At 70.6% G+C, this 25,202-nt stretch carries 23 protein-coding genes; 13 read left to right on the plus strand and 10 right to left on the minus strand.

Going from position 1 to position 25,202, the window contains the following annotated elements; translation table 11 throughout:
- Nucleotides 1-2: 2 nt before the first annotated feature.
- The 5 genes from cyoC (at nucleotide 3) to RGI145_RS01730 (ending at nucleotide 3,887) form a co-directional block, all read left to right on the plus strand.
- The gene (gene cyoC, locus RGI145_RS01710; RefSeq protein WP_075796974.1) at nucleotides 3-635 is read left to right on the plus strand and encodes a cytochrome o ubiquinol oxidase subunit III; all 633 of its coding nucleotides are present in this window, start codon (nucleotides 3-5) and stop codon (nucleotides 633-635) included.
- Nucleotides 632-1,045 carry a cytochrome o ubiquinol oxidase subunit IV gene (gene cyoD / locus RGI145_RS01715; RefSeq protein ID WP_075796975.1) on the plus strand — a complete coding sequence of 138 codons (414 nt, stop codon included), beginning with the start codon at nucleotides 632-634 and terminating at the stop codon, nucleotides 1,043-1,045. Before cyoC ends, cyoD begins: the two co-directional genes overlap by 4 nt.
- A gap of 21 nt (nucleotides 1,046-1,066) precedes the next feature.
- Nucleotides 1,067-1,849, plus strand: coding sequence for an SURF1 family protein (locus RGI145_RS01720; protein WP_075796976.1), 783 nt, complete (start codon nucleotides 1,067-1,069; stop codon nucleotides 1,847-1,849).
- A gap of 99 nt (nucleotides 1,850-1,948) precedes the next feature.
- Entirely contained in the window at nucleotides 1,949-3,364 is a 1,416-nt protein-coding gene (locus RGI145_RS01725; RefSeq protein WP_314280598.1) for an ATP-binding protein, read from the plus strand.
- Nucleotides 3,354-3,887, plus strand: a complete 534-nt coding sequence (locus tag RGI145_RS01730; protein WP_075796977.1) for a response regulator transcription factor — start codon at nucleotides 3,354-3,356, stop codon at nucleotides 3,885-3,887. The genes RGI145_RS01725 and RGI145_RS01730 overlap by 11 nt, the downstream gene beginning before the upstream one ends.
- A gap of 12 nt (nucleotides 3,888-3,899) precedes the next feature.
- Here RGI145_RS01730 and RGI145_RS01735 read toward each other — a convergent pair whose 3' ends face one another.
- The gene (locus RGI145_RS01735; RefSeq protein ID WP_075799743.1) at nucleotides 3,900-4,559 is read right to left on the minus strand and encodes a class I SAM-dependent methyltransferase; all 660 of its coding nucleotides are present in this window, start codon (nucleotides 4,557-4,559) and stop codon (nucleotides 3,900-3,902) included.
- Nucleotides 4,560-4,626: 67 nt separating this feature from the next.
- Nucleotides 4,627-5,526 (minus strand): 4-hydroxybenzoate octaprenyltransferase, encoded by a 900-nt coding sequence (ubiA, locus tag RGI145_RS01740; RefSeq protein ID WP_083670284.1) that lies wholly within the window; start codon nucleotides 5,524-5,526, stop codon nucleotides 4,627-4,629.
- A 28-nt stretch (nucleotides 5,527-5,554) separates the two neighbouring features.
- Here ubiA and RGI145_RS01745 point away from each other — a divergent pair, with 28 nt between their 5' ends.
- Nucleotides 5,555-6,301 (plus strand): 16S rRNA (uracil(1498)-N(3))-methyltransferase, encoded by a 747-nt coding sequence (locus RGI145_RS01745; protein WP_075796979.1) that lies wholly within the window; start codon nucleotides 5,555-5,557, stop codon nucleotides 6,299-6,301.
- Nucleotides 6,302-6,338: 37 nt separating this feature from the next.
- Nucleotides 6,339-7,688 carry a glutamate--cysteine ligase gene (locus tag RGI145_RS01750; RefSeq protein WP_075796980.1) on the plus strand — a complete coding sequence of 450 codons (1,350 nt, stop codon included), beginning with the start codon at nucleotides 6,339-6,341 and terminating at the stop codon, nucleotides 7,686-7,688.
- 400 nt (nucleotides 7,689-8,088) lie between these two features.
- On the opposite strand, the gene RGI145_RS01755 is transcribed toward RGI145_RS01750, so the two are convergent.
- Nucleotides 8,089-8,745, minus strand: coding sequence for an LbetaH domain-containing protein (locus RGI145_RS01755; protein WP_208863908.1), 657 nt, complete (start codon nucleotides 8,743-8,745; stop codon nucleotides 8,089-8,091).
- Between the two features lie 199 nt (nucleotides 8,746-8,944).
- On the opposite strand from RGI145_RS01755, the gene RGI145_RS01760 reads away from it, so the two are divergent.
- Nucleotides 8,945-9,154, plus strand: a complete 210-nt coding sequence (locus tag RGI145_RS01760) for a hypervirulence associated TUDOR domain-containing protein (protein WP_075796981.1) — start codon at nucleotides 8,945-8,947, stop codon at nucleotides 9,152-9,154.
- Nucleotides 9,155-9,163: 9 nt separating this feature from the next.
- On the opposite strand, the gene RGI145_RS01765 is transcribed toward RGI145_RS01760, so the two are convergent.
- Complete coding sequence (locus RGI145_RS01765) at nucleotides 9,164-10,066, minus strand: LysR family transcriptional regulator (protein WP_075796982.1); 903 nt, start codon at nucleotides 10,064-10,066, stop codon at nucleotides 9,164-9,166.
- Between the two features lie 132 nt (nucleotides 10,067-10,198).
- On the opposite strand from RGI145_RS01765, the gene RGI145_RS01770 reads away from it, so the two are divergent.
- Nucleotides 10,199-11,194, plus strand: a complete 996-nt coding sequence (locus RGI145_RS01770; protein ID WP_075796983.1) for an aldo/keto reductase — start codon at nucleotides 10,199-10,201, stop codon at nucleotides 11,192-11,194.
- A gap of 48 nt (nucleotides 11,195-11,242) precedes the next feature.
- On the opposite strand, the gene RGI145_RS01775 is transcribed toward RGI145_RS01770, so the two are convergent.
- From RGI145_RS01775 to RGI145_RS01790, 4 genes are all read right to left on the minus strand, one after another.
- Nucleotides 11,243-12,901 carry an ABC1 kinase family protein gene (locus tag RGI145_RS01775; RefSeq protein ID WP_075796984.1) on the minus strand — a complete coding sequence of 553 codons (1,659 nt, stop codon included), beginning with the start codon at nucleotides 12,899-12,901 and terminating at the stop codon, nucleotides 11,243-11,245.
- Nucleotides 12,902-13,047: 146 nt separating this feature from the next.
- Nucleotides 13,048-13,752, minus strand: coding sequence for a DNA polymerase III subunit epsilon (dnaQ, locus tag RGI145_RS01780; RefSeq protein ID WP_075796985.1), 705 nt, complete (start codon nucleotides 13,750-13,752; stop codon nucleotides 13,048-13,050).
- A 10-nt stretch (nucleotides 13,753-13,762) separates the two neighbouring features.
- Entirely contained in the window at nucleotides 13,763-14,401 is a 639-nt protein-coding gene (coaE, locus tag RGI145_RS01785) for a dephospho-CoA kinase (RefSeq protein WP_075796986.1), read from the minus strand.
- A gap of 154 nt (nucleotides 14,402-14,555) precedes the next feature.
- On the minus strand, nucleotides 14,556-15,401 hold the full coding sequence (locus tag RGI145_RS01790; RefSeq protein ID WP_075796987.1) for a shikimate dehydrogenase: 846 nt from the start codon (nucleotides 15,399-15,401) through the stop codon (nucleotides 14,556-14,558).
- Nucleotides 15,402-15,712: 311 nt separating this feature from the next.
- Here RGI145_RS01790 and gshB point away from each other — a divergent pair, with 311 nt between their 5' ends.
- From gshB to RGI145_RS01810, 4 genes are all read left to right on the plus strand, one after another.
- The gene (gene gshB / locus RGI145_RS01795; protein ID WP_156878399.1) at nucleotides 15,713-16,666 is read left to right on the plus strand and encodes a glutathione synthase; all 954 of its coding nucleotides are present in this window, start codon (nucleotides 15,713-15,715) and stop codon (nucleotides 16,664-16,666) included.
- A 209-nt stretch (nucleotides 16,667-16,875) separates the two neighbouring features.
- Nucleotides 16,876-18,453, plus strand: a complete 1,578-nt coding sequence (locus RGI145_RS01800) for an ABC transporter substrate-binding protein (protein ID WP_075796989.1) — start codon at nucleotides 16,876-16,878, stop codon at nucleotides 18,451-18,453.
- 530 nt (nucleotides 18,454-18,983) lie between these two features.
- Nucleotides 18,984-20,477 carry a Na+/H+ antiporter NhaA gene (nhaA, locus tag RGI145_RS01805; RefSeq protein WP_075796990.1) on the plus strand — a complete coding sequence of 498 codons (1,494 nt, stop codon included), beginning with the start codon at nucleotides 18,984-18,986 and terminating at the stop codon, nucleotides 20,475-20,477.
- Nucleotides 20,478-21,217: 740 nt separating this feature from the next.
- The gene (locus tag RGI145_RS01810; protein ID WP_075796991.1) at nucleotides 21,218-22,420 is read left to right on the plus strand and encodes a fatty acid desaturase; all 1,203 of its coding nucleotides are present in this window, start codon (nucleotides 21,218-21,220) and stop codon (nucleotides 22,418-22,420) included.
- An 88-nt stretch (nucleotides 22,421-22,508) separates the two neighbouring features.
- On the opposite strand, the gene RGI145_RS01815 is transcribed toward RGI145_RS01810, so the two are convergent.
- The gene (locus tag RGI145_RS01815) at nucleotides 22,509-23,966 is read right to left on the minus strand and encodes a sensor histidine kinase (protein ID WP_075796992.1); all 1,458 of its coding nucleotides are present in this window, start codon (nucleotides 23,964-23,966) and stop codon (nucleotides 22,509-22,511) included.
- Nucleotides 23,963-25,159 carry an FIST signal transduction protein gene (locus RGI145_RS01820; RefSeq protein ID WP_075796993.1) on the minus strand — a complete coding sequence of 399 codons (1,197 nt, stop codon included), beginning with the start codon at nucleotides 25,157-25,159 and terminating at the stop codon, nucleotides 23,963-23,965. The genes RGI145_RS01815 and RGI145_RS01820 overlap by 4 nt, the downstream gene beginning before the upstream one ends.
- Nucleotides 25,160-25,202: the final 43 nt, after the last annotated feature.

Here is a 25,202-nt window from a genome sequence, read left to right on the forward strand (position 1 = left end):
GCATGAGCACGCATTCCTACAACCCGGCCGTGGATGCGAAGGTCCCCTTCTACGTCCTGGATGACGATCACGCGCATCCGGAGAACAGCACCATGCTGGGCTTCTGGATCTACCTGATGAGCGACTGCCTCATCTTCGCGGTGCTCTTCGCCACCTATGGCGTGCTGGGGCGCAGCTTCGCCGCCGGTCCGACGCCGCAGGAGCTGTTCGACCTGCCGCTGGTGGCGCTCAACACCGCGATGCTGCTGTTCTCCTCCATCACCTATGGCTTCGCCATGCTGGCGATGATGAAGCAGCAGAAGGGCGCGGTGCTGTTCTGGCTGCTGATCACCGGCCTGTTCGGCGCCGCCTTTCTCGGGCTGGAGCTGTATGAGTTCCACCACCTGATCTCGGAAGGGGCGGGGCCGCAGCGCAGCGCCTTCCTGTCCTCCTTCTTCGTGCTGGTCGGCACGCACGGGCTGCATGTGACGGTGGGCATCATCTGGCTGCTCACCCTCATGGTGCAGGTCGCCCGGTTCGGCCTGCACCAGGCGAACCAGCGCCGCCTGATGTGCCTCAGCCTGTTCTGGCACTTCCTGGACGTCATCTGGATCGGCGTCTTCTCCTTCGTCTATCTCCTCGGGGTGCTGCAATGAGCTCGCACGCAACCGCGCACCAGCACGGTCATGACCATGGCCATGGCGGCCATGGTCATGACGACCATCATGACGGTGGCTATCACGGCACCTATGGCGGGTATCTGACCGGCTTCATCCTGTCGGTCATCCTCACCGCCATTCCCTTCTGGCTGGTGATGGGCGACGTCATCGCCGATCCCCGCGTGACCGCCATGGCGGTCATGGGCCTGGGGGCGGTCCAGGTCATCGTGCACATGGTCTACTTCCTGCACATGAACTCCCGCTCCGAGGGCGGCTGGACCATGCTGGCGCTGATCTTCACGATCGTTCTGGTCGTCATCACCCTCTCGGGTTCGCTCTGGGTCATGTACCACCTGAACAACAACATGATGCCCATGAGCGTCCACGACATGAAGAACATGCCCTGAGGCCAGGTCTTGCCTCCATCCATGGAGACCGAGCCCGGGGGTCATGACCCCGACGGGGCCGGGGAGGGCTGGCGCCGGCACTCCCCGGCCCGCCTGTTTCTGCTGGGTGTCCTGGCGCTGCTGGCCTTTGCCGGGCTGGTGGCGCTGGGCACCTGGCAGGTCGAGCGCCGTGCCTGGAAGCTCGATCTGATCCAGCGTGTCGAGAGCCGCGTCCACGCCCCGCCCGCCGCGCCGCCCGGGGCGGATTCCTGGCCCGGCGTCACCGCCGCGCGGGACGAATACCGGCATGTCCGGATCGCCGGGCGCTTCCTCCACGACCGGGAAACGCTGGTCCAGGCCAATACCAACCTGGGCGCCGGCTTCTGGGTGCTCACTCCGCTCCAGGGCGAGGCGGGCTTCACCGTCCTGGTCAACCGCGGCTTCGTCCCCGGCGACCGGCGCGACCCCGCCAGTCGCGCGGAAGGGCAGGTGGCCGGCCCCGTTACCGTCACGGGCCTGCTCCGCGTCACCGAACCCGGCGGCAGCTTCCTGCGCAGCAATGTCCCGGCGGAGGGGCGCTGGTTCTCCCGCGACGTGGCCGCCATCGCCGCCGCCCACGGTCTTCAGGGGCCGGTCGCCCCCTATTTCATCGATGCCGATGCCGCCCCCAACCCGGGTGGCCTGCCGGTCGGCGGGCTGACGGTGATCAGCTTCCCGAACAGCCACCTGGTCTATGCGATCACCTGGTACGCCCTGGCGCTGATGGTGGCGGCCGCCACGGCCTATGTCGCTCGGGAGGAATGGCGGGCCCGGCGTCGGGCCTGACCACCGTCGGCGCCGTCTCTCAAAGCCGTATTGCAGGGCTGACCCGCGCCCGGCCGAGGCCCCCTCGCCGCAGGGGGCGGCCGGGGGTAGGACAGGCGGATGCCATCATCCCCCAGCATGGCGGGGCGCGTCCCGGCCCGGCGCCGCCGGCGGGCCCGGCCCGAGGCGGAACGCCTGATGCAGGCCTCCCGCGGCCCGCTGGTCCCGGCCCAGCCCCCGCTGTCGCGGGACGAGGCCGGCAGCAAGAACATGCTCCAGCTCGTCCAGCTCCGCTGGGTGGCGGTGGTGGGGCAGGTGCTGACCATCGGCACCGTCCGCTACGGGATAGGCATTGACCTGCCGCTGCGGCAGATGGCCCTGGTGGTGGCCGCGCTGATCGGGCTGAACCTCCTCAGCCTGCTCCGCCTGCGCCTGCGCACCCCCGTCGGAGGGCTGGAGCTCTTCCTGGTCCTGGCCTTCGACGTGGCCGCGCTGACGGTGCAGCTCTATCTCAGCGGCGGGATGACCAACCCCTTCGTCTCGCTCTACCTGCTCCAGGTCACCCTGGCGGCGGTGCTGCTGGAACAGCGCGGCGCCTGGGCCGTGGTGGCAATCGCCATCGCCTGTTTCCTCGGCCTGACCCTGGACTACCGCCCGCTGCTCCTGCCGGAGAAGCTGGGCGCCGACCTCTTCACCCTGCATCTCTATGGGCTGCTGGTCTGCTTCATCCTGGTCGCCGTGCTGCTGATGATCTTCACCACCCGCATCAGCGGCAACCTGCGGGACCGCGACGCCCATCTCGCCCATATGCGCCAGCAGGCGGTGGAGGAGGAGCACATCATCCGCATGGGCCTGCTCGCCTCCGGCGCGGCGCATGAGCTCAGCACGCCGCTCGCCACCGTCTCCGTCATCCTGGGCGACTGGCAGCGTATGCCGGTGCTGCGGGAGGTGCCGGACCTGCAGGGCGAGATCGAGGAGATGCAGGCCGCCATCGACCGCTGCAAGTCGATCATCGGCGGCATTCTCCTTTCGGCCGGGGAGGCGAGGGGGGAGGACCCGGCGCTCACCACCATCGGCGCCTTCCTGGAGGATTTCCTCCATGAGTGGGAGCTTGCCCATCCCGGCTTCGGCCTCACCTTCCGCAACGAGCTGGTGGAGGACATCCCGATCGTGGCCGATCCGGCGCTGAAACAGGTCCTGGCCAACCTCCTGGTCAATGCGCAGGAGGCGCCCTCGCCCGCGGTGCACCTCACCGCCTCGCGCGACGGAGACGACCTGCTGCTGGAGGTGAGCGACGACGGCCCCGGTTTCGCGCCGGGGATGCTAGCCGAGTTCGGCAGCCCCTACCGATCCACCAAGGGGCGCACCGGCGGGGGGCTCGGCCTTTTCCTCGTGGTCAATGTCGCGCGCAAGCTGGGCGGCACCGTCACCGCCCGCAACCGGCCGGGGCGGGGAGCCACCGTCACCCTGACCCTGCCCCTGGCCGCCATCGCCATCGGCGAGGACCCGGAGGAGCAAGACGACGATGCCCGATAAGCGCCTTCTGCTGATCGTCGAGGACGATGCCAGCTTCTCCCGCACCTTGCGCCGCTCCTTCGAGCGCCGCGGCTACGAGGTCCTGGCCGCGGCCGGGCTGGAGGAGATGGAAGCGCTGCTCCAGGCCCGCACGCCGCATTACGCCGTGGTGGACCTGAAGCTCTCCGGCGCCTCGGGCCTCGCCTGCGTCCAGGCCCTGCACGAGCACAATCCGGAGATGCTGATCGTCGTCCTCACCGGCTTCGCCAGCATCGCCACGGCGGTGGAGGCCATCAAGCTCGGCGCCTGCCACTACCTTGCCAAGCCCTCCAACACCGACGACATCGAGGAGGCCTTCGGCAAGGCCGCCGGCAACGTGACGACGCCGCTCAGCCAGCGTCCGACCTCGATCAAGACCCTGGAATGGGAACGCATCCACCAGACCTTGGCGGAAACCGGCTTCAACGTCTCTGAATCCGCCCGCCGCCTCGGCCTCCATCGCCGCACCCTGGCGCGGAAGCTGGAGAAGCGGCAGGTCGAGTAGCCCACGCGTCGCTCACCCTGGCGGCAGCACGCGCCAGACCGTGACCTCCCGCGTGTCGCGGTCCTCCAGCTCCCGCGTCACCGGCACGATGTAGCGCGGACCGGGTGCCAGGGCCTCGCGCGGCAGGTAGGCCCGGCCCGGATCGGCCAGCCAGACCTCCGCCCCGCCCGCGGCGAGGCCGCGCAGCCAGGGCAGGATGTGCCGGGTCATCGGCGCCTCGTAGCAGACATCCCCGGCCAGGATCACGTCCCAGCGCCCGGGTGCCCCCACCACGTCGCCGAGGAAATCCCGCACCGAATCCGCCCCGTTGTGCCGCGCGTTCAGCCGGATGGCGGCGCAGGCGAGCGGGTCGAGTTCCGCCGCCTCCACCGAGGCTGCCCCGGCCCTGTGGCAGGCGATGGCGGCCAGCCCGCCCCCGGCGGCGAAGTCTAGCACCCGGCGCCCTGCCACGCGGGCGGGCTCGTCCAGCACCAGCCGCGCCAGGGCCTGGCTGCCCGGCCAGGCGAAGGCCCAGAAGGGCGGCTCCACTCCCTCTGCTTCCAGCCAGGTCTCGGTCGCCTTCCAGATCGGGGTGATCTCGGTGGCGAGGTGGAGTTCCACCTCCGGCACCAGGGCCGGGCGGGCGAGGGCGGTCTGCATGCGGATGAAATCTTCCGCCAGGGGCTTGTCCATCGCCGGCATTCCGATCGCCCCTTCGGGAGTCATCCTCCGGGATGACATCCCCCCGGGGGCTGTCCCCTTAGGGCCGGCCGAGCAGGAAGGCCAGGGCGATGGCCAGCCCGACCTCGCGGTTCGACTTGAACAGCATGAGGCAATGCGCCGGATCGTCCAGCCGCAGCGTCAGCACCTGCCGCGCCAGCAGCACCGCCGGCAGCGCCATGGCGAGCAGGAAGGGCCAGCGCAGCCCCGCCAGCAGCCCCGTGGCCACCAGAAGCGCCAGCACCAGCCCGTAGCACACCACCAGGAAGGGCCGGGTCCGCTCGCCCAGCGTCAGGGCGGAGGAACCGATGCCGACGATCGCATCGTCCTCCCGGTCCTGGTGGGCATAGATCGTGTCGTAGCCCAGGATCCAGAAGAAGGCCGCCAGCCAGAGCGCGAAGGCCGCCGGTGGCAGCGCCCCCGTCGCGGCCGCCCAGCCGGTCGGCGCCGCCCAGGAGAAGACGAAGCCCAGCATGGCCTGGGGCCAGCCCGTCACCCGCTTGGCCAGCGGGTAGAGCGCGATCGGCACCAGCGACAGCACGCCCAGCAGGATGGCGAGGCCGTTCAGTTGCATCAGCACCACGAGCCCCACGAGGCACAGCACCGCCAGCCAGGCCAGGGCCTGCCGCGGCGTCACCGCGCCGGAGGCCAGCGGCCGCCCGGCAGTGCGCTCCACCTTCCGGTCGATGTCGCGGTCCCACAGGTCGTTCACCACGCAGCCCGCCCCGCGCATCGCCACCGCGCCGATGCCGAACAGCACGGTCAGGCGGATTCCCTCCACCCAGCCCGGTGCCACGGCCGCGAAGGCCCAGAGCCCCGGCAGGAACAGCAGCCAGGAGCCGATCGGCCGGTCCAGCCGGGCGAGCAGCGCATAGGGGCGGGCGGAGGCGGGCAGGCGGGCGACCCAGCCTTCGGCCCGGATATCGGTATAGGCGGCCATGCGTGCTACTCTCCCTGCCTGAAGCGCCATGTCCATCCCACGTCTCTTCATCGATGCCCCGCTGGCCGAGGAATCCGAGGTCGATTCCCTGCCCGGCCAGGGCCGCTACCTGGGCTCCGTGCTGCGCCGGGGCGTGGGGGATGCGGTCCTCCTGTTCAACGGCCGCGACGGCGAGTTCGAGGCCGCCATCGCCGCGCTCCGCAAGGACAGCGCCCGCTTCGCCCTGCGCCGCCGCCTGCGCCCCCAGCCCGCCCCCACCGGCCCTGTCCTCCTCCTCGCCCTGCTGAAGCGCGACGCGATGGAGTGGACGGTGGAGAAGGCGACCGAGCTCGGCGTCTCGGCCATCCGGCCCGTCCTCACCACCCGCTGCGTGGCCGACAAGGTGAACCGCGACCGCCTGGGCCTGATCGCCCGCGAGGCCGCCGAGCAGTGCGAGCGCCTGGACGTGCCGGAGATCGCCGAGCCGCTTCCCTTGCACGCGGCGCTCGATCTCTGGGCCCGCGAGGGCGCCGCCCCGCTCTTCCTGGGTGCGGAGCGCGGCGCCGCGCCGCCCTTGCCGGAGGCCCTCCGACGAGCCCCGCCCGCCGCCGATCCCGGCTGGCTGGTCGGTCCGGAAGGCGGCTTCGCGCCGGCGGAGCTTGACGCAGTGCGGCGGCGTCCCTTTGTTGTGCCGGTTGCCCTCGGCCCGCGGATCCTGCGGGCGGAGACGGCGGCAATCTCGGGGCTCGCGGTGCTGCAGGCTTGCTGCGGCGACTGGGCCGAAGGTCGTAACTGAGGGCACGCGTGCCCGAGAGCGCATAGGCAAGCGAAGCATGTCCAATCCCGGCGAGGCCAATCCCACGCCGATCCACTCCGTGCGGCAGCTCGCCGACTGGTTCGCGGAGGGGTCCAAGCCGCGCCGGGACTGGCGCATCGGCACCGAGCACGAGAAGTTCGGCTTCCGCCGCGACGACCTGCGCCCGCCCGCCTATGACGACCATCCCGGCGGCATCCGCGCCATCCTGGAAGGGCTGGCCGCCCGGGGCTGGGAGCCCATCCTGGACCGTGGCAACCCGATCGGCCTGGTGAAGGACAATGCTTCCGTCTCGCTGGAGCCGGGCGGGCAGACCGAGCTGTCCGGCGCTCCGCTGGCGGACCTGCACGCCACTGCGGCCGAACTGGACTCGCACCTCTCCGAGCTGCGCGAGGTCGCGGGCCCCCTCGGCATCGCCTTCCTGCCCGTCGGCTTCCATCCGCTGGCGACGCGCGACGCCATGCCCTGGATGCCCAAGCAGCGCTACGCCATCATGCGGGAATACATGCCGCGCGTGGGCGAGCTCGGCCTCGACATGATGCTCCGCACCTGCACCGTGCAGAGCAACCTCGATTTCGGTGACGAGGCCGACATGGTGGAGAAGCTGCGCCTGTCCCTGGCGCTGCAGCCTCTCTCCACCGCCCTCTGGGCCAATTCCCCCTTCCGCGAGGGCCGGGCGACCGACTACCTGACCCTGCGCGGCGAGGTCTGGACCCGCACTGACCCCGACCGCACCGGCATTCCCGCCGTGGTCTTCGAGGAAGGCTTCGGCTTCGAGCGCTTCGCCGAATACGTCCTCGACGTGCCCATGTATTTCGTGATGCGCGACGGCGCCTTCGTGGACGCCACCAGCACCAGCTTCCGCAACTTCATCCGTCACGGCCTGCCGGGCCACCCCGATGTCCATGCCACCATGGGCGACTGGGCGGACCATGTGACCACCGTCTTCACCGATGTCCGCCTCAAGCGCTTCCTGGAGATGCGCGGCGCCGATGTCGGCAGCCCGGCGATGATCGTGGCCCACCCCGCCTTCTGGACCGGCCTGCTCTACGACGACGCGGCGCAGAAGGCCGGGCTGGAGCTGGTGCGCGGCTGGAGCGTCGAGGAGATGCGCCGGCTGCGGACCGAGGTCCCAAAGCTCGGCCTGCGCGCCGAGATCGGCGGCCGCCCGCTGCGCGACGTGGCACGCGACGTGGTCCGAATCGCCCGCGACGGGCTGGTGGCGCGTGGCCTCGGAGAAGAAAAGTTCCTTGCCCCGGTCGAGGAGATCGCGGAAACCGGCCAGACCCAGGCGGACCGCTGGCTGGCTCACGCCCGTGGCCCCTGGCACGGCGACGTCTCGCGCATCTTCGCCGAGGGCGCTGTCTGACAGGCCTGGCGCCGCGCCCTGACCCATCGGTCTGGCGTTGCGCCCGTGGCCCGAGGGAAAGGCGCCGCCTTTCCCCCGATACCCCCTATCCGCCAGGAGCCAGTGTCTCCTGGACCTGCCGATCGCTGGCGCTCGCTGCGGCCGGGTCGCGCCGGAGGGCCACGCCCTCCGGCGACTGCGGGTGCCACCAGCGCGGATGAGGTATTTTTCTGCTTCTGGCGCCCGATGTGTCCGCCAACCCTGCGGGATCGAACCCGAGACGGACGGCCACCGCTGGCACCAACTCAAGCCCGGGGTCCGGGGACCGGCTTCGGTCCCCGGCGGTGAGGGGGGCCGGGGCGAGAGGCGGAGCCTCTCCCCCGGGGCCAGCCCGGAAGCGCGCCCCCAGATCCTTCAGCCCTCAGGCCGGATCGTAGCGTCGGCAGAACGCCTCCGCGCCGAGCGAGCGGAAGTCGCCGAGCCGCTCGCCCAGGACCTCATGGGGCCAGTCCCACCAGGCGATGCGTTCCAGCGCCGCGATCACCTCTGGCGTGAAGCGGAAGCGCAGCACGCGCCCCGGCACGCCGACCACGATGGCGAAGGGCGGCACATCCTTCGTCACCACCGCGCCCGCGCCGATGGCGGCGCCGTTGCCGATGCGCAGCCCCGGCAGCACCACCGCGCCATGCCCGATCCACACGTCGTGGCCGAGCGTGACGTGATGGTCCCGCCGCCAGCCGAAGAAATCCGCGTCGTCGTCGCCAAGGCCATAGGCGGCGGAGCGGTAGGTGAAGTGGTTCAGCGCCACGCGTTCCAGCGGGTGGTTGCCGGGGTTGATCCGCACCTGCGCGGCGATGGAGCAGAAGCGCCCGAGCGTGGCGTAGATGATGTCGCTGTCGTTCGCGACGTAGCTGTAGTCGCCGAAGGCGCACTCCGCGAGCTTCGTCCGCGCCCCGACCTCGCAATACCGGCCGAGGCGCGTGTCGCGCAGGCTGGCGCTGGGATCGATGGCCGGCGCCGCGCCCAGCCGCTTCGTGGCTGTCGCCGGGTCCCTGTGCCGCCCGCCTGTCGCGTCCATCCGTGCCTCCGTGGAAAGGGCGGCGCTGTTGCCATTTCCGCCGGCGGTACAGGAAGACATTCTCGTGACATCCGTGCCGTGCATTGCGGAACGGGGCGCACGATCGCGTGCCGTGACGAACGCCTGCCGGGACCGAGCGTTCGTGTGCAGGGGCCGGACAGACCCGTGCCGGCCCGTCGGCAAGGATCAAGGAACGCGCATGGCCAAGTCCCTCAAGCCCGGCGACTCGGTGCGCTGGGAAAGCTCCGGCGGCACCAGCCATGGCACGGTGGAGAAGAAGCTGACCGGCCAGACGCGGATCAAGGGCCACAAGGTCAGTGCTTCGCCGGAGGAACCGCAGTTCCTGGTGAAGAGCGGCAAGAGCGGCGGCAAGGCGGCGCACAAGCCGGAAGCACTGCGGAAGGAGTGAGGCTGGGCCTCACACCTTGCCCGGCTGCTGCCGCAGGAAATCCACGAAGGCGCGCAGCGGCGCGGGCATGTGGCGGCGTTCCGGATAATAGAGGAAGGGTCCGGAGAAGCGCTGAGACCAGTCCTCCAGCACCGGGACCAGCGCACCGGATGCCAGATGGGGCGCCCGGTATTCCTCGAACAGCTTGACCACCCCGAAGCCCCGTGCCGCGAGGAAGATCTCCAGATCGGCGTTGCCCGTCACGAGCCTGCCTTCGGGCGCGATCTTCACCACCCGGCCGTCCTTCTCGAACTCCCAGACCGCGACCACGCCGCTCAGGAAGCGGTGCCGGATGCAGTCATGCCCGAGCAGGTCGCGCGGATGCCGCGGCACGCCCCGCGCCGCCAGATAATCCGGCGAGGCCGCCGCCACGAAGCGCTGCACGCGTGGCCCGATCGGTACGGCGATCATGTCGCGCTCCAGCCGCTCGTCATAGCGCACGCCGGCGTCGAAACCGGCGGCCAGCACGTCGATGAAGTTGTCGTCGCTCACCACCTCCATGCGGATTCCCGGATGCACGCGCAGGAAGGCATCCAGCAGCGGCGGCAGGACCATCCGCGCCACCACCGTCGGCACGTTGAGCCGCAGTGTGCCCGCCGGGCTGTCGCGGAAGCTGTTCACCGCATCCAACGCCGCCGCGACCTCGCCCAGGGCCGGTCCCAGCCGTTCCAGCAGGCGCTCCCCCGCCTCGGTCGGCGTCACGCTGCGGGTGGTGCGGTTCAGCAACCTGACCCCCAGCACGGTTTCGAGCCGGCGCACCGCCTCGCTCAGCGAGGATGCGGAGACCCCGCGCAGCCCGGCCGCCCGGCGGAAGCTGCGCACCCGCGACACCGCCGCGAAGGCATCGAGATCAGCGAGATCGGGCCTGGTCATCGTGCGGAAATCCAAACAACCCGTACGGAGAGGGCCGGATTATCGCACGAACCCCGCCGCCTCATACTCCCCTCCAGCCCGGAAGGCAGCACATCGCGGCATCGGGAAGACTGGCAGACAGGAGAAGACATCATGCAGCACCGCCAGCTCGGCGCGGCCGGACCGCGCGTCTCCACCCTCGGCCTCGGCTGCATGGGCATGTCCGGCATGTACGGCCCGTCGGACCGGGCCGAGAGCGTCGCCACCATCCATGCCGCCCTGGATGCGGGCATCGACCTGCTCGACACGGGCGATTTCTACGGCATGGGCCACAACGAGATGCTGATCGGCGAGGCGCTCCGCACCCGCCGGCGCGAGGATGTGCGGATCAGCGTCAAGTTCGGCGCCCTGCGCGACCCCGCCGCGAACTGGGTCGGCTATGACGCCCGCCCGGCGGCGGTGAAGAACTTCCTGTCCTATACGCTGCAACGCCTGGGCGTGGACCATATCGACATCTACCGCCCCGCGCGCCTCGACCCGCAGGTTCCGATCGAGGACACGATCGGTGCCATCGCCGAGATGGTGCGGGCCGGCTATGTCCGCCAGATCGGCCTGTCCGAGGTCGGCCCCGACACCATCCGCCGCGCCGCCGCCGTGCACCCGATCTGCGACCTGCAGATCGAGTACTCCCTGATCTCGCGCGGCATCGAGGACCGTATCCTCCCCACCTGCCGGGAGCTCGGCATCGGCATCACCGCCTATGGCGTCCTCTCCCGCGGGCTGATCAGCGGCCACTGGCAGGCGGGGCAGGCTGCCGCCGGCGACTTCCGCAGCCACAGCCCGCGCTTCCAGCAGGGCAATGTGGAACGCAACCTGGCATTGGTGGAGGAGCTGCGGCGCATCGCGGCGGCGAAGGGTGCCAGTGTCGCCCAGATCGCCATCGCCTGGGTCGCCGCGCAGGGCGGGGACATTATCCCCCTCGTCGGCGCCCGCCGCCGCGACCGACTGGAGGAGGCCCTGGGCGCGCTCGACGTCACGCTGACGCCGGAAGACCTCGCTGCCATCGAACGGGTGGTGCCCAGGGACGCCGCGGCGGGTGACCGCTACGACCCGAAGCAGATGGCCGTGCTGGACAGCGAACGCGGCTAACGGCGGGGCTCCGCGCGCCCTGGATTCATGTTCGCCAGCCGGATCGCGTCAGTTCCGCTGGCGGCTGAGGATCACCAGCCAGACGATGCCGCCGATGGTGGCACCGATGCCCAGCAGCACGAAGAGGGGCACGCCGAGCCAGTAAGGACCGTGCTGGCCCAGCAGGGGAGCGAGGCCGATGGCGAAGGCGCCGGTGACGACCGCGACCGCGACCTGCAGCGCCGCGTGCTCGATGCGGCGGCCGAGCTTCTCGAGCTGGACGACCTCCAGCCGGGCGGAGAAGCGGCCGTACTGCATCCGGCGCAGCACGGTGCGCAGGATGCCCGGCATGTCCTGCGCCAGGCCCTGCATCTCCAGCAGCGCCGTCTCCGTGCGGTTGCGGAGCGCGCGAGGCGTGTAGCGCTGGCGCATCACCTGTTCGACCATCGGGCGCATGGAGCCGACGAGGTCGAAGCCGGGCTCCATGCGGCGGACCACGCCCTCGGCGGTGACCAGCGCCTTGAAGCCCTGGGCGAGGTCGGCGGGCAGGGCGAGCCCGTGATCGCGCATCAGGCCCATGAAATCCGGGATGGCCTGGCTGAGCAGGAGCGGGCCGGTGCTGTGGCGGGCGACGAAGGCATCGGCGGCCTCGGCGACGGCGACCGGGTCCACCTCCGGCTGGCCGGCCCAGTCCAGGAGGACATCGCTGACGCCGGCCGACTTGCCGCGGGCCAGGGCAGCGATGAGCGTCAGCACCTGGTCGCGGCGGCGGAGCGAGAGGCGGCCGATCGTGCCGAAGTCCAGCAGGGCGATGCGGTTGCCGCTCTGGCAGAGGACGTTGCCCGGATGCGGGTCGGCGTGGAACAGCCCGTCCACCAGGGTCATGCGGAAGAAGGCCTCGGCGCCGCGATGGGCGAGGATGGCGGTGTTCATCCCGGCGGCCTCCAGCGTCGCGCGGTCGCGCGGGTGCTGGCCCTCCAGGTGGTCCTCCACCAGCAGCCTCTCGGTGGTGTATTCCCAGTGGATGCCGGGGAAGACGATCTCCGGCCGGTCCGCGAAGCCGGCGGCGATGGCCTCGGCATTGCGGCCCTCGTTGGCGAGGTCCAGCTCCTCCCGCATCGCACCCAGGAGCTGGCGCAGGATCTCCCGCGCGCGGTAGCGGGCGAGGTCGGGCCATTCCGCCTCCAGCATCCCGATCAGGTGGGAGAGGAGGCGCAGGTCGGCCTCCACCAGCGGGCGCAGGCCGGGGCGGCGGATCTTCACCACCACCTCCCGCCCGTCGCGCAGCGTGGCGCGATGGACCTGGGCGATGGAGGCGGAGGCGAGGGGCAGGGGCTCGAAGCGGGCGAAGACCTCCTCCGGCGGCGCGCCCAGGTCTTCCTCGACCTGGGGACGCAGCGCCTCGAAGGGCAGGGCGGGGACGTGGCTGTGGAGCCGTTCCAGCTCCTCGATCCAGTCGGGCGGCAGGAGGTCGGCGCGGGAGGCCAGGACCTGGCCGAGCTTGATGAAGGTGGGGCCCAGCTCCTCCAGCGCGCGGCGGACGCGGGCGGGGAGCGAGAGGAGGCGGGCCTCCGCATCAGGCGGTTCCTGTCGCAGGCCCAGCTGGCGCAGCAGGCCGCGCAGGCCGGAGCGCTGCACGAAGTCGTCCAGCCCGAAGCGGACCAGCACCGCGCCGATCTGTTGCAGGCGCCGGCGGTCCCGTGCGGCGACGAGGGCGGTCTGGAGCATCTAGGACAGGCCGTGCCGGAAGCGGGCCGGGGGCCGCACGGGGCCGGTGGGCCAGTCGCCCGCTGCCTTGCCGCTGGGCGGCCGGCTCGCCCCATCGGGGGCAGCCCGCCGGGACGCCTGGGGTGCGGCTGCGCGGGCGGGCCTGGTCACGGGGTGGGGGGCTGCCCGGCGGCGTCCAGGGTGGCCCAGGGATTCTCCTTGAAGCGGGCCATGAAGGCGGCGTGGCGCTCCAGCTCCTCGGGCGCCGGGACGATGGGGCGGGGCGTGCGCGGGCCGGCTGGGCCGGTGGAGGCGACCAGCACGGGCCCCGTGGCCTGGGCCGCCAGGGCGAGGCCCGGCTGCTTGCCGCCCATCAGCTCCAGATAGACCTGGGAGAGCAGTTGCACGTCGAGCAGGGCGTTGTGCGAGGTGCGCATCGAATTGTCGATGGCGAAGCGGCGGCACAGCGCGTCCAGGCTGTTGGGCAGGCCGGGGAAGCGTTTCTTGGCGAGGGCCAGCGTGTCCACCATGCGGCGGCGGTCGATCACCGGCGCGCCGCAGCGGCGGAACTCGTGGTCCAGGAAGTTGAAGTCGAAGGGCGCGTTGTGCGCCACCACCGGGTCGTCGGCCAGGAAGTCCAGCAGCTCCGGCAGGATGGCGTCGAAGAGCGGCTTGCCGGCCAGCATCTCGCGCGTGAAGCCGTGGATGCGGCTGGCCTCCTCCGGCACGTCGCGCTGCGGGTCGATCAGCTTGTGGAACTCGCGGCCGGTGGGCATGAAGTTCACCACCTCGATGGCCGCGACCTCCAGCACCCGGTCGCCGGTGGCGGGGTCGAGGCCGGTGGTCTCGGTGTCCAGGATCAGGGCTCGCATGGCCCTGCCCCTAGCACAGAGTGGCGGCGGGTGGCAGCGGCCGCGCCGCCGGCCCTGCGTGGCGGCGCACCAGGGCGCGCACCGCCCGCTGGGCGACGTGGCGCGACAGGCCGGTGTGGATGACATGGTCGGCCAGGCGGCGCTTCTCGGCATCCGGCATCTGGCGGGCCAGGATGGCGGCGAGGCGTTCCGGCGTCATGCCCTTCCGCCGCAGCACCCGGGCACGCTGCGTGGCGGCCGGGGCGGAGACGACGACGACCGCATCCACGCGCCGCTGCCCGCCGCCTTCCAGCAGCAGGGGGATGTCCAGCACCGCGAGGCGGCGGCCGGCGCGGCGGGCGCGGGCCAGGAATCGGCGCTCCTCGTCGCGGACCAGCGGATGGACGATGCGTTCCAGCCGGTTCATCGCCGCGTCGTTGCCGATCACCGCGCGGCGCAGGGCCTCCCGGTCCACCCGCCGGCCGCCGGGCAGGTCGCGCACCGTGCCGGGAAAGGTGGCCTCGATCGCGGCCAGGGCGCGCCCGCCCGGTCCCTGGAGGCGGTGGACCGTGGCATCGGCGTCGAAGACCGGCACGCCCAGGCGGCGGAAGGCATTGGCGGCGGTGGACTTGCCCATGCCGATGCTGCCGGTCAGGCCCAGGACCTTCATGCGGGCAGCTCCCCGCGCCCGGGGTGGCGGGGGCAGGTCGCTGGCGTGTGGCGCGAATCCCGGGCGGCGTGCATGGCCCGTCCTAGGTGGCATCGCTCCGGGAAGCTGGGAAGCCGCCGGGACGATTTGTCACGGTGGCGAGGGGGCGGCCGTGTCAGCGCGGCGGGATATCCGCCGCGACATGGGCGCGGAGGGCGGCATCGACCTCCGGCATCACGCCGAACCAGGCCGCGAAGCCCGGCCGGCCCTGGTGGAGCAGCATGCCGAGCCCGTCCACGGCGCGCAGCCCGCGCGCCCGGGCGGCGGCCAGTAGCGGCGTTTCCAGCGGGACATAGACGATGTCGCAGACCACCGCCGTGTCCGGCAGGGGCGAGAGGTCGATCTCCAGCGGTGGCTGGCCCCGCATGCCCAGCGGCGTGGTGTTCACCAGCAGGGCGGTTTCCGCCAGCGGCGGGGCGGCGGCGACCTCGATGCGGCCCTCGCCGGGGCGTTCCAGGTCGCGCGCCAGCTTCTCCGCCCGCCAGGTGGCGCGGTTGACCAGCACGACGCGCGGGCAGCCGGCCTTCAGCAGGGCCGCGGCGATGGCACGCGCCGCACCGCCGGCACCGAGCAGGGTGACGGTGCCGCCGGAGGGGCGCCAGCCGGGGGCCTGTTCCTCCATGCTGGCGAGGAAGCCCCAGCCATCGGTGTTGGAGCCGATGATCAGCCCGCCTTGGAAGACCAGCGTGTTGACCGCCCCGGCGCGGTGGGCGGTGTCGTCCACCTCGTCACAGCAGGCGAAGGCGGCTTCCTTGTGTGGGATGGTGACATTGGCGCCGGCGAAGCCCGCCAGGGTCAGGGCGCGGGCGACCTCCGGCAGGCGGCCGGGTTCCACCGGCAGGGGGATATAGGTGCCGTCGATGCCGTAGCGTTCCAGCCAGAAACCATGCAGGCGGGGCGAGCGGGAATGCGAGACGGGCCAGCCGAACACGCCGGCGACCTTCGACTTGCCGGTCAGCATGGGCTGCGCCTTTTCCGCCGCGTCATCGCTGCTGGTCCTTCCTCCTTGTGCGGCGCCCTTCTTGGCATGCCGCGTGGCGAATTCCGAATCCCCGCTCCGCGCCGGATGGGGTGCCCGGATGGGCGTCTGGTCAACGGCGGCGGAAGGGAAACGGGGGGACGCTTCCGGCACCGGTCCCTGCCCCCCAGAGGACGGGACGGGGCGAGGCCCGGTGCCCCGCCTCCAAACCCCTCTGGCGTTGCCGGCCCGGGAATGCGACCAAGATCGCATCCCGGACGGACTTCCCCTACGGGCTTCAGGGAATGGAAGGCATGACGCGCACGCTGAAGGTCGCGGTCCAGATGGACCCGATCGGTTCCATCGACATCAAGGGCGACAGCACCTTCGCCCTGATGCTGGAGGCCCAGAACCGGGGCCACCAGCTCTGGCACTACCACCCGCGCGACCTGGCGATGCATGCGGGGCGGGTGACCGCCTGGGCGCAGCCGGTGGAGGTGCGGCGGGAGGCCGGCAACCACGCCACGCTGGGGCCGGACGAGGAGATCGACCTCGCCGGGATGGACGTGGTGCTGATGCGCCAGGACCCGCCCTTCGACATGGCCTATATCACCGCCACGCACCTGCTCCAGCACATCCACCCGCGGACGCTGGTGGTGAACGACCCCATCGAGGTGCGGAACGCGCCGGAGAAGCTCTACGTCCTGCAATACACGGACCTGATGCCGGAAACGCTGGTCACCGCCGACCGCCGCCGCATCCTGAAGTTCCGCGAGGCGCATGGCGACATCATCCTCAAGCCGCTCTACGGCAATGGCGGCGCGGGCGTGTTCCATGTGCGGCCGGACGATCCGAACCTCGCCTCGCTGCTGGAGATGTTCACGGAGCGGTCGCGCGAGCCGCTGATGGTGCAGAAATACGTCCCCGCCGTGCGCAAGGGCGACAAGCGCATCATCCTGGTGGATGGCGAGGTGGGCGGCGCGATCAACCGCGTGCCGGCGGAAGGCGAGAGCCGTTCCAACATGCATGTCGGCGGCAAGGCGACGCAGACCACGTTGACCGACCGCGAGCGCGAGATCTGCGCGCGTATCGGCCCCGACCTGCGGGCGCGCGGGCTGATCTTCGTCGGTATCGACGTGATCGGCGACTACCTGACCGAGATCAACGTCACCTCCCCCACCGGGCTCCAGGAGATCGCACGCTTCGACAACATCTTCCTGGAGAAGCAGATCTGGGAGGCGATCGAGGCGCGCGTGACGCCGCGCTGAGTTGCCAGGCCGGGCGGCCCTGCGCCGCCCGGCCCGGGCGATCCCTGCCATGCACCGGGTGTTGGCCAGTAAAAATGTGTTTTTGCCTGCTCAACAAAAAGGACCGGGCAGGTCTATAGACGCGGCACGCAGAAGCGGCCCGCGTTCCGGCCCCCACGTCTTTCCCGCCGAGTGCTCCGGAACCCCCGCCGCCAAAGGAGGTCCCGAAGGTGAATCGCAGGCAGTTCCTGGGCGGCGCCACGGCGCTCGGCGCCACAAGCGTGCTTTCCCGTCCCGCCCTGGCGCAATCCGATGCGCGCACGCTGCATTTCGTGCCGGAAAGCAACCTCGCCACGCCGGACCCGGTCTGGAACGTCACGCCCGTCACCCGCAACCACGGGATGATGGTGTGGGACATGCTCTACGGGCTCGATGCGAATTTCGAGCCGCAGCCGCAGATGGCGGCGGGGCATGAGCTGTCGGACGACCGGCTGACCTGGCGCTTCACGCTGCGCGACGGGCTGTTCTGGCATGATGGCGAGCCGGTGCGTCCGGCGGACTGCATCGCCAGCATCGTGCGCTGGTCGAAGCGGCGGCCGTTGGGGCAAAGGCTGCTGGCGCTGGCGGAGGAGATGCGGCCGCTCGACGACCGGCGCTTCGAGATCCGGCTGAAGCGGCCCTTCGCGCAGCTCACGCGGGCCTTCAGCGAATACTGCTTCATGATGCCGGAACGCATCGCGAAGACGGACGCCTTCTCGCGCATCGACGAATATGTCGGCAGCGGGCCGTATCGCTTCGAGGCGAAGGAATGGGTGTCCGGCGCCCAGGCGGTCTATACGCGCTTCGACAAGTACCAGCCGCGCAAAGAGGCGCCGAGCTTCATGGCCGGCGGCAAGCAGGTGCATTTCGACCGCGTGGTCTGGCATGTGATGCCCGATCCGGCGACGGCGGCGGCCGCCCTGCAAAGCGGCGAGGTGGACTGGGTGCAGCAGCCGCAGTTCGACCTGCTGCCGATGCTGCGCGGATCGCGGGGCGTGAAGGTGGCGGTGAACGACAAGGTCGGCGTCACCGGCATGCTGGCGCTGAACCAGCTCTACCCACCCTTCGACAACGCGAAGCTGCGGCGGGCGGTCCTTTCGGCCGTGGACCAGAAGGAGTTCGTGGCGGCGGCGGTGGGCGACGATCCGTCCATGTCGCGCGTGCCGGTCGGCGTCTTCCCGCCAGGGATGCCGATGGCCAGCGATGCGGGGCTGGAGGCGCTGACCGCGCCGCGTGACCTGGCGCGCAGCCGGAAGCTGGTCGACGAGAGCGGCTATCGGGGCGAGCCCGTGCTGGTGATGGGCGCGGTGGACAGCCCGGTGACGCAGGCCTTCGCCCAGGTGGTGGCGGACCTGTTCCAGAAGCTCGGCCTGAATGTCGATTACGTCAGCATGGACCTGGGCACGCTGGTGCAGCGCCGTGCCAACAAGGCGCCGCCGGACAAGGGCGGCTGGAACGCCTTCACCACCACCTATGAGGGGTTAAGCATCTCCGACCCCGGCAACAACATCGCGCTGCGCGGCAACGGGCCGGATGCCTGGTTCGGCTGGCCGACCAGTCGGCCGCTGGAGGATCTGCGCGAACAGTGGTTCGACGCCACCGACGAGGCCGGGCGCCGGCGCGTCGCGGCGGAGATCCAGCGCACCGCCTTCCAGGAAGTGCCCTTCATCCCGCTGGGGCAGCTCTTCTACCCCACGGGTTTCCGCAGCAATGTCGAGGACATCCTACCGGCGGCCTTCCCGGTGTTCTGGAACGTGCGGAAGAGCTGACACGGGCGGCGGTTTCTACCGGCCGTTCCCGCGCTGCACTCCTTGGCGGCCCGCCGGGGGAGAGGCGCCGCCTCTTGCCCCGGACCCTCTCTCCGCTGTGGACCGAAGCCGGTCCTCGGACCCCGGGCTTTGGTTGGAGCTGGTGGTGGCTGTCAGCCTGATGCCTGATCCCCGGAGAGCACGCGGAAAGGCGGGGCTCCCCGGAAAGAAGGACACCCTGGCCGCGCTCGCGGCACCGGCAGCCCGCCGGAGAGCATGGCTCTCCGGCGCGATCGGGCCGCAGGAAGAAGCAGCCAATGGGGTCCAGGGCGCGAAGCGTCCTGGCGGATAAGGGGGGCCGGGGGAAAAGGCAGAGCCTTTCCCCCGGGTCAGCGCAACGCCAGAGACGCGGAATGGGCAAGCCGCTATCCGCAGCGCCTCGGGGTGTCCCACTGAACCTTGGCCGGGCCGGTTCGTTGCACCCGCTGGACACCTCTGGCGGCGGTCGCCCGCCCGCCCGAGGGTGACGGCAGGTCGAGAAGGAAGCCCGGTTGCCCAAGATCCCGCCCCGTTTGCACGGGAAGCTCCGGGCCCGCGCGCATCACTCCCGCTTCGCGCGCCACTATTTCCAGAACATTGCACCCTTGTTCTTCGCGCCGGAGGTTGCCGGCGGTCCTTTGCTGATTGCCACGGCCGTTGCCATCGTGGCGATGAACTCCCCCTGGGCCGAGGCCTATGCGGCCTTCTGGCAGACGCCGCTCGCCTTTTCCTTCGGTGGGTCGGAACTCCGCTACAGCCTCGCCGAATGGGCGAACGAGGCGCTGCTGCCGGTCTTCTTCTTCGGCATCGGCGTCGAGGTGAAGCGGGAGCTGACCAAGGGCCTGCTCTCGGAGCGCGCCACCGCCGCCTTCCCCTTCTTCGGTGCCCTCGGCGGGCTGCTCGTGCCCGTGCTGATCTACCTCGCCTTCAACATGGGCGGGGAGGGGCAGCGCGGCTGGGGCATTCCCGTCACCATGGACACCGCCTTCGCCCTGGGCATTCTCGGCTTCGCCGGCCATCGCATGCCCCGCATCCTCCGCGTCCTGCTGATGGCCTTCTCCGCGGTGGACGATGTCGGCGGGCTGCTGGTCATCGCCTTCGCCTATACGCCCGATGTCCGGCTCTGGCCGCTGCTGGGCGCACTGCTCGCCTATGCCGCCGTGCTGGGCCTGATCCGGACAGGGGTGATCTCCAGCGTCCCCTATGTGCTGCTCGGCGTGGTCGTCTGGTTCCTGATGCAGCAGGCCCATGTGCATGCCACCCTGGCCGGCGTCGCCCTGGGCTTCCTGGTGCCCACCAGCCCCCGCGTCTCGCCCGGCAGCTTCGCCAGCAAGGTGCGCCACCCCTTGCGCCTCTTCCGCCGTGCCCGCCGTCAGATCGAATCCGACTCGCAGGAAAGGAAGCAAGAGGGCCATGAGGATGCCGCCCGCGCCCTCGGCACCCTCAGCGAGCTCTCGGACGCGACCTACGAAGCCGCCGAGCGCGTCCTGGCCGTCGCCAATCCCTGGATCACCTTCGTGGTCCTGCCACTCTTTGCCCTGTCCAATGCCGGGATCGCCATCTCGCCCGACCTGCTGCGCGACGCCGTGGCCAGCCCCATCGCGCTGGGCATCGTGGCGGGCCTGCTGCTGGGCAAGCCGGTGGGCTTCCTCGGCGCCACCTGGCTTGCCTGCCGTGCCGGGCTCGCCCGCCTGCCGGAAGGGACAAGCTGGGCCATGATCACCGCCCTGGGCATCCTGGCCGGCATCGGCTTCACCGTTTCGCTCTTCATCACGGAACTCGCCTTCGGCGGCAGCCGGTACGAGGAACTGGCCAGGATCGCGGTCCTCGCTTCCTCCCTGGCAGCGGGCCTGCTCGGCTATGTCACGCTGCGCTGGGCCCTGCCTGCCGCCGGCGATGCCGATGCCGATGCCAGGGAGAATGGCGACCGTGCGGACTGGCCGAACGGAGCGGATTCCGGACAGGTGAGGTCGCCTGCCCGGGTGAAGATGTTCAGGAAACAATAAGCCGGAGCGGTTGGAGTGAGCCGAAGCGAACGAAGGCCGCTCCAGGCGAAGGCGTTGCGCTGGCAGAGGGTCCGGCTGACCGGCCCGCGGCAGGACGGGCACGGGCCGCGCTGACGTCCTCCGCCCCGTGCCGGACGGCGGGCAGAGGCGTGGGACGATCCTCTTCCTAGGGGCGAGTCCGTCCAGAGGAGCGCGAAGCCGTCACGGCCCCGAACGCCGCGCGCCCCTGGCGGCGGCTTTCCGCACCATCCCCTGCACGACCCTTCTCCGCCGATGCCATAGGCACGGCCGATGACCCGTGGGCGAAGCCTTCGTGAACGCTTCGGTGCGGACGAGCCCGAACCGGCCACAACCATGAGATGAAGAAACCTTCCTCGGCCATCGGGAAGGGATCGGGGAGCGAATGTCCTGCTTTCCATGTCTCGGCGCATGACCGATTGCGAAGCATGCTCACCATGCGCCAGATCACCTGACGCAGTGGTTGCATCTCCGTAAGGCCGAAGCCGGCAGCGGCAGGCCCAACCTTGTTGGTTCCACGATGCAGAAAGAGTATTGCGAAAAATAGCACACGTAATAATAGATCATAATAACTGCAAATCAATCATGAGTAGTTTATAGATCAATAAAGACACTTTAATATTGCGAAAGAAATCTATTTTACGTGCAACGAGATGTTCGTCCCCGTTCCGTCCTGCTGGACTGAATGGTCATCGCTGAGAGCATGAAAAGGAAAAAAGACCATGTCCTTCCTCCCCAACCGCCAGTCCCTGAACCGCCCCAACCTCGCCCAGGGCCTGGAAACCGCCACCTTCCTGCGCGATGACCCTCGCGCCCACATGGCGGCCCGCCTCCCGGCCTCCCTGCAACCCCTGTTGACGCTGATCACCGCCAAGCCGGCCCCCGGCGAGGAAACGCCCGAGCGCTCGCCCATCGCCTTCGTGGCCGGCGGCCTCCTGGCCATGCTCATCGGCGCGGGGCTGAGCGCCGCCGCCATCGCCGTGGCGATGCCGCTCTGGCTGGCCGGCCTGCTGCTCTTCGCCGGGCTGACCGCCACCGCCTCCGGCCTCGGCCTCTACCAGGTCGTGGTCTTCCACCACTGCTCGCATGGCACCGTCTTCTCGACACGGGAGCGCAACCGCACCGTCGGCCGCCTAGTGTCCAGCCTGCTGCTCTTCGCCCGGTTCGAGGACTACCAGCGCGAGCACATGCTGCATCACAGCGCCAACAAGATGCTGACCGACGAGGACGAGTTCACCGGCTTCGTCTTCGGCGTCTGCCGGCTGGAGCCGGGCGTGAGCAAGCGTGAGCTGTGGCGCCGGGTGGTCACCAACCTCGTCTCGCCGCTCTTCCACGCCCGCTTCCTGCGCCGTCGCGTCCGGGCTGCCATGTTCGGCCAGGACCGGCAGCACAACTGGATGAGCCGCTCGGCCTACCTCGCCGCCTTCGCCCTGGCCGCCGCGACCGGCACGATGACCGAGTTCCTGGTGGCCTGGATCCTGCCGCTCACCGTGCTGCTGCAGATCGCGACCGTCTTCCGCATCCTCTGCGAGCACCGCTTCCCTGAGCCGGATCTGATCGCCGCCCGTGGCAAGGCCTTCGTTTGCGCCTCCACCACCGGCGTCTTCCCCGGCGCCATGCCTCCGGAGGCGCGTGCCAACAGCCTACGCGGCATCCTGGCCTGGGCGCTGTGGTGGGCCAACATGCTGACCGTCACGGTGTTCTCGCGCGCCTTCGTGCTGGTCGGCGACGCTCCCTGCCACGACTTCCACCATCGCCGCCCGGCCAACCGCAAGTGGACCAGCTACGCCCATGCGCGGCAGCAGGATTCCGACGCCGGCTCCCCCGGCTTCCCGGTGGGCTACACCGAGAACTGGGGCCTGATCCGCGCCGTGGACAGCAACCTCGCCACCCTCGCCGCGACCCCGCCGGGCCTGGTGCATTGAGCGGCGCCCTCCCCATGGGGGCCAAGGCTACGCCACCGGCGCGGTGCGTCGGCGGCGTAGCCTCCCCCCGTGGGGCTCGCCGTCCGCCTCAGCCCTGCGGCGGCCCGCCCGCGGCGACGCAGTCCGCGGGCAGGACGATGGTGATGGTGGTGCCGATGCCAGGCTCGCTCTCGATCTGCAGGAAGCCGCCATGCGCCTCGGCCAGGCCCTTGGCGATCGGCAGGCCCAGCCCGGTGCCGGTCGAGGACCGGCTGAACGGGTCGCCCACCTGCCGGAAGGGCTCCAGCGCGCGCGGGATGTCTTCCGCCGCGATGCCCACGCCGTTGTCGCGGACCCGCAGACGCAGCCCCTGGCCCTCCTGGCAGCGTGCCTCCAGCACCACCCGGCCCCCCGGCGCCGTGAAGCGCATGGCGTTGCTGAGCAGGTTGTCCAGGATCTGCCGGAACCGTGTCCGGTCCACCCGGATCCACCAGACCTCCTCCGGCAGGTCGCAGGTCACCTCGACCTCCCGCTCGGCGGCGGTGCCGGCCGTGGCGCCCGTCACCTCCTTCAGCAGGTCGTTCAGCGGCAGCCAGCGCCGGCCCAGCGTCGTGCGCCCCCGCGCCAAGCTGGAATAGTCCAGGATCTCGTTGATCAGCGCCAGCAGGTGCTTGGCCGAGTTCAGGATGTGCCGGTTGTACTCGCCCCGCTCATGCACCGTGGGCTCGTAGCCGGAGCCCGTCGCCATCATCTCGGAAAAGCCGATGATCGCGTTCAGCGGCGTGCGCAGCTCGTGCGTCAGCGTCGCCAGGAAGCGCGACCGCGTGGAACTCGCCTCCTCCGCCTGCGCCTTGGCCAGCCGCAGTTCCGCCTCGGACCGCTTGCGCAGCAGCACATCGATATAGACGGACAGCGCGCCCTCGATCAGCTCCTGGTCCGCCTCCTCGAAGGGGCGGCTGACATTGCTTTCCGACTGGTTGCCGAGGATCAGCGCCATCCCCGTCGCCGCGTCATAGGCCCAGAGGACATAGGGCAGGCGCAGGATGCCGGTCAGCTCATAGGCCGGCGTTTCCAGCCGGGTGCGGGAGGTGGTGAAGAAGAAGGGCGGCGGCGCCGGCACAAAGATCTCCCCCGCCACCGGGGGGTGGCCGGCCGGGGCTCCCACGGCTCCCCCAACATGCGGCCCCCCGGCGGGGCTCCCCGCAGGGCCGCCGGGCGGCAGGCCCAGCGAATGCGTGACGCGGAAGCGCTGGCTGCCGCGCGGGGTCTCCTGCAGCAGCGCCGCGCGGTCGCAGATCGTGTTGTCCACCACGATCTCCAGCATCGGCTCGCCGATATCCTCGGGCGCGCTGCCATGATCGGCCAGGCGATAGGCTTCGCGGATCAGCTTCGCCACGGTGCGGGAACGCCGCGCCTCGCGGAAGGCCTGGCTCTGCTCCTCCTGCAGCCGCAGCAGCCGCGCCCCCAGCGCGTTGCATTCGCGCCGGTAATAGGCGAGCTCGCGCTCCAGCTGCCCGTCCGCAGCCGGGCTCTGACCGGCGCCCTGGGACGGGAAGATCCCGTTCACGCCGCCCGCCGTCGCAGCACGACCAGCACGCCGGTCCAGTCGAGCGGCCGGCTGTAGCCGTCGAAGGGCGCCACCTCCACGCCGGAATAGAAGCCGCCGAAGGGTACGCCCGGCGGCAGGCCCCGCAGCACCATCTCCGCCTCCTCGACCGGCGAGCCCGATCGCGCGCTGCCACGGCCCGCGCAGTCGATGTAGAAGCCCAGCAGCGCTTCCGGCGCCGCCAGCGAATCCCGCAGCGCCGCCACGCCCTGCTCCACCGAATCGAGCATCAGCATGTTGTCGCGGCCCATGATCTGCACCCGGGCGCCGCGCGCGAAATCCGGCTCGAACAGCGTCACCGAGCCGGTTTCCGGATTGGCCCGCAGGATCAGCCGGTTGACGTAGTCGTTCTCGTCATAGGCGCCGAAGGGGTCGCCCTGCTTCTGGCCCAGCGTCGCCATCAGCGACAGTTCCTGCCCCCGCGCCGCGCCGAGCGAGAGGCCCAGCATCCGCTCGATCACGCCCAGAGCCGGCTGTCCGTCCAGCTCATAGACCTCGGCGCCGTCGATGCGGGTGATCTCCATGAAAGTGCTGACGGGCCGGCAGCCATGCAGGATCGCCGTCTCCATCGTCACCTCCGGCGGGAAGACCAGCGCCAGCGCGATATGCTTGCGCACCGAATCCCCGTCGAAGACCCAGGCATCGGTCAGGTTCATGTCGGTCAGCAGCCCGCCGCCGACGAGCTGGATGCGATGCCCGCCCAGCCCTTCGTGCAGGCCCTGCACGATCAGGCTCGCCGGATGCAGCCGCAGCGGCGCCCGGCTGGCCACGCTGTCGAAGAGCAGCAGCACGCTCGCATCCGCGGCCGCCATGGCGCGGATGCGCTCGCCCAGCACCCGGCCGCCCTGGTGCTCGTCGGGTTGCAGTTCCGCCGAGACCACCGCCGGCACTGGCGCCCCCTCGCCGAAGGCGATCACCAGCAGTTCCAGCCCGCTATAGCCGAAGGCGTCGCGCGCGATGGCCCCGGCCGCCGCGCCGCCCACCACCGGCACGGCGCCATAGGCCGCCCGCAGAGCCGCCAGCACCACCTCGCCATCCAGCTTGCCGCCGCAGAAGACCAGCAGGAAAGCAGGCCGCATCGCGCCGAGATCGGCAATGCAGCGTTCCGCGGCCACGGCGGCATCGCCATGCCGCCGGCAGGCGACGCGGATCAAGGGCGGGTCTCCGCCAAGGGGAAAAGGCTCATCGGAAACACCC

Origin of the sequence: Roseomonas gilardii (genome assembly GCF_001941945.1) — a bacterium.
Lineage (GTDB): Bacteria > Pseudomonadota > Alphaproteobacteria > Acetobacterales > Acetobacteraceae > Roseomonas.

Coding starts and splice junctions, on each gene's coding strand:
- RGI145_RS01790 (WP_075796987.1), bottom strand. CDS start 15,401: ATGCTGACCGGCAAGTCGAAGGTCGCCGGCGTGTTCGGCTGGCCCGTC.
- RGI145_RS01760 (WP_075796981.1), top strand. CDS start 8,945: ATGGCCAAGTCCCTCAAGCCCGGCGACTCGGTGCGCTGGGAAAGCTCC.
- RGI145_RS01725 (WP_314280598.1), top strand. CDS start 1,949: ATGCCATCATCCCCCAGCATGGCGGGGCGCGTCCCGGCCCGGCGCCGC.
- RGI145_RS01755 (WP_208863908.1), bottom strand. CDS start 8,745: ATGGACGCGACAGGCGGGCGGCACAGGGACCCGGCGACAGCCACGAAG.
- RGI145_RS01770 (WP_075796983.1), top strand. CDS start 10,199: ATGCAGCACCGCCAGCTCGGCGCGGCCGGACCGCGCGTCTCCACCCTC.
- RGI145_RS01775 (WP_075796984.1), bottom strand. CDS start 12,901: ATGCTCCAGACCGCCCTCGTCGCCGCACGGGACCGCCGGCGCCTGCAA.
- coaE (WP_075796986.1), bottom strand. CDS start 14,401: ATGAAGGTCCTGGGCCTGACCGGCAGCATCGGCATGGGCAAGTCCACC.
- cyoC (WP_075796974.1), top strand. CDS start 3: ATGAGCACGCATTCCTACAACCCGGCCGTGGATGCGAAGGTCCCCTTC.
- dnaQ (WP_075796985.1), bottom strand. CDS start 13,752: ATGCGAGCCCTGATCCTGGACACCGAGACCACCGGCCTCGACCCCGCC.
- gshB (WP_156878399.1), top strand. CDS start 15,713: ATGACGCGCACGCTGAAGGTCGCGGTCCAGATGGACCCGATCGGTTCC.
- RGI145_RS01745 (WP_075796979.1), top strand. CDS start 5,555: ATGTCCATCCCACGTCTCTTCATCGATGCCCCGCTGGCCGAGGAATCC.
- RGI145_RS01750 (WP_075796980.1), top strand. CDS start 6,339: ATGTCCAATCCCGGCGAGGCCAATCCCACGCCGATCCACTCCGTGCGG.
- RGI145_RS01720 (WP_075796976.1), top strand. CDS start 1,067: ATGGAGACCGAGCCCGGGGGTCATGACCCCGACGGGGCCGGGGAGGGC.
- RGI145_RS01810 (WP_075796991.1), top strand. CDS start 21,218: ATGTCCTTCCTCCCCAACCGCCAGTCCCTGAACCGCCCCAACCTCGCC.
- RGI145_RS01765 (WP_075796982.1), bottom strand. CDS start 10,066: ATGACCAGGCCCGATCTCGCTGATCTCGATGCCTTCGCGGCGGTGTCG.
- cyoD (WP_075796975.1), top strand. CDS start 632: ATGAGCTCGCACGCAACCGCGCACCAGCACGGTCATGACCATGGCCAT.
- ubiA (WP_083670284.1), bottom strand. CDS start 5,526: ATGGCCGCCTATACCGATATCCGGGCCGAAGGCTGGGTCGCCCGCCTG.
- RGI145_RS01735 (WP_075799743.1), bottom strand. CDS start 4,559: ATGGACAAGCCCCTGGCGGAAGATTTCATCCGCATGCAGACCGCCCTC.
- RGI145_RS01730 (WP_075796977.1), top strand. CDS start 3,354: ATGCCCGATAAGCGCCTTCTGCTGATCGTCGAGGACGATGCCAGCTTC.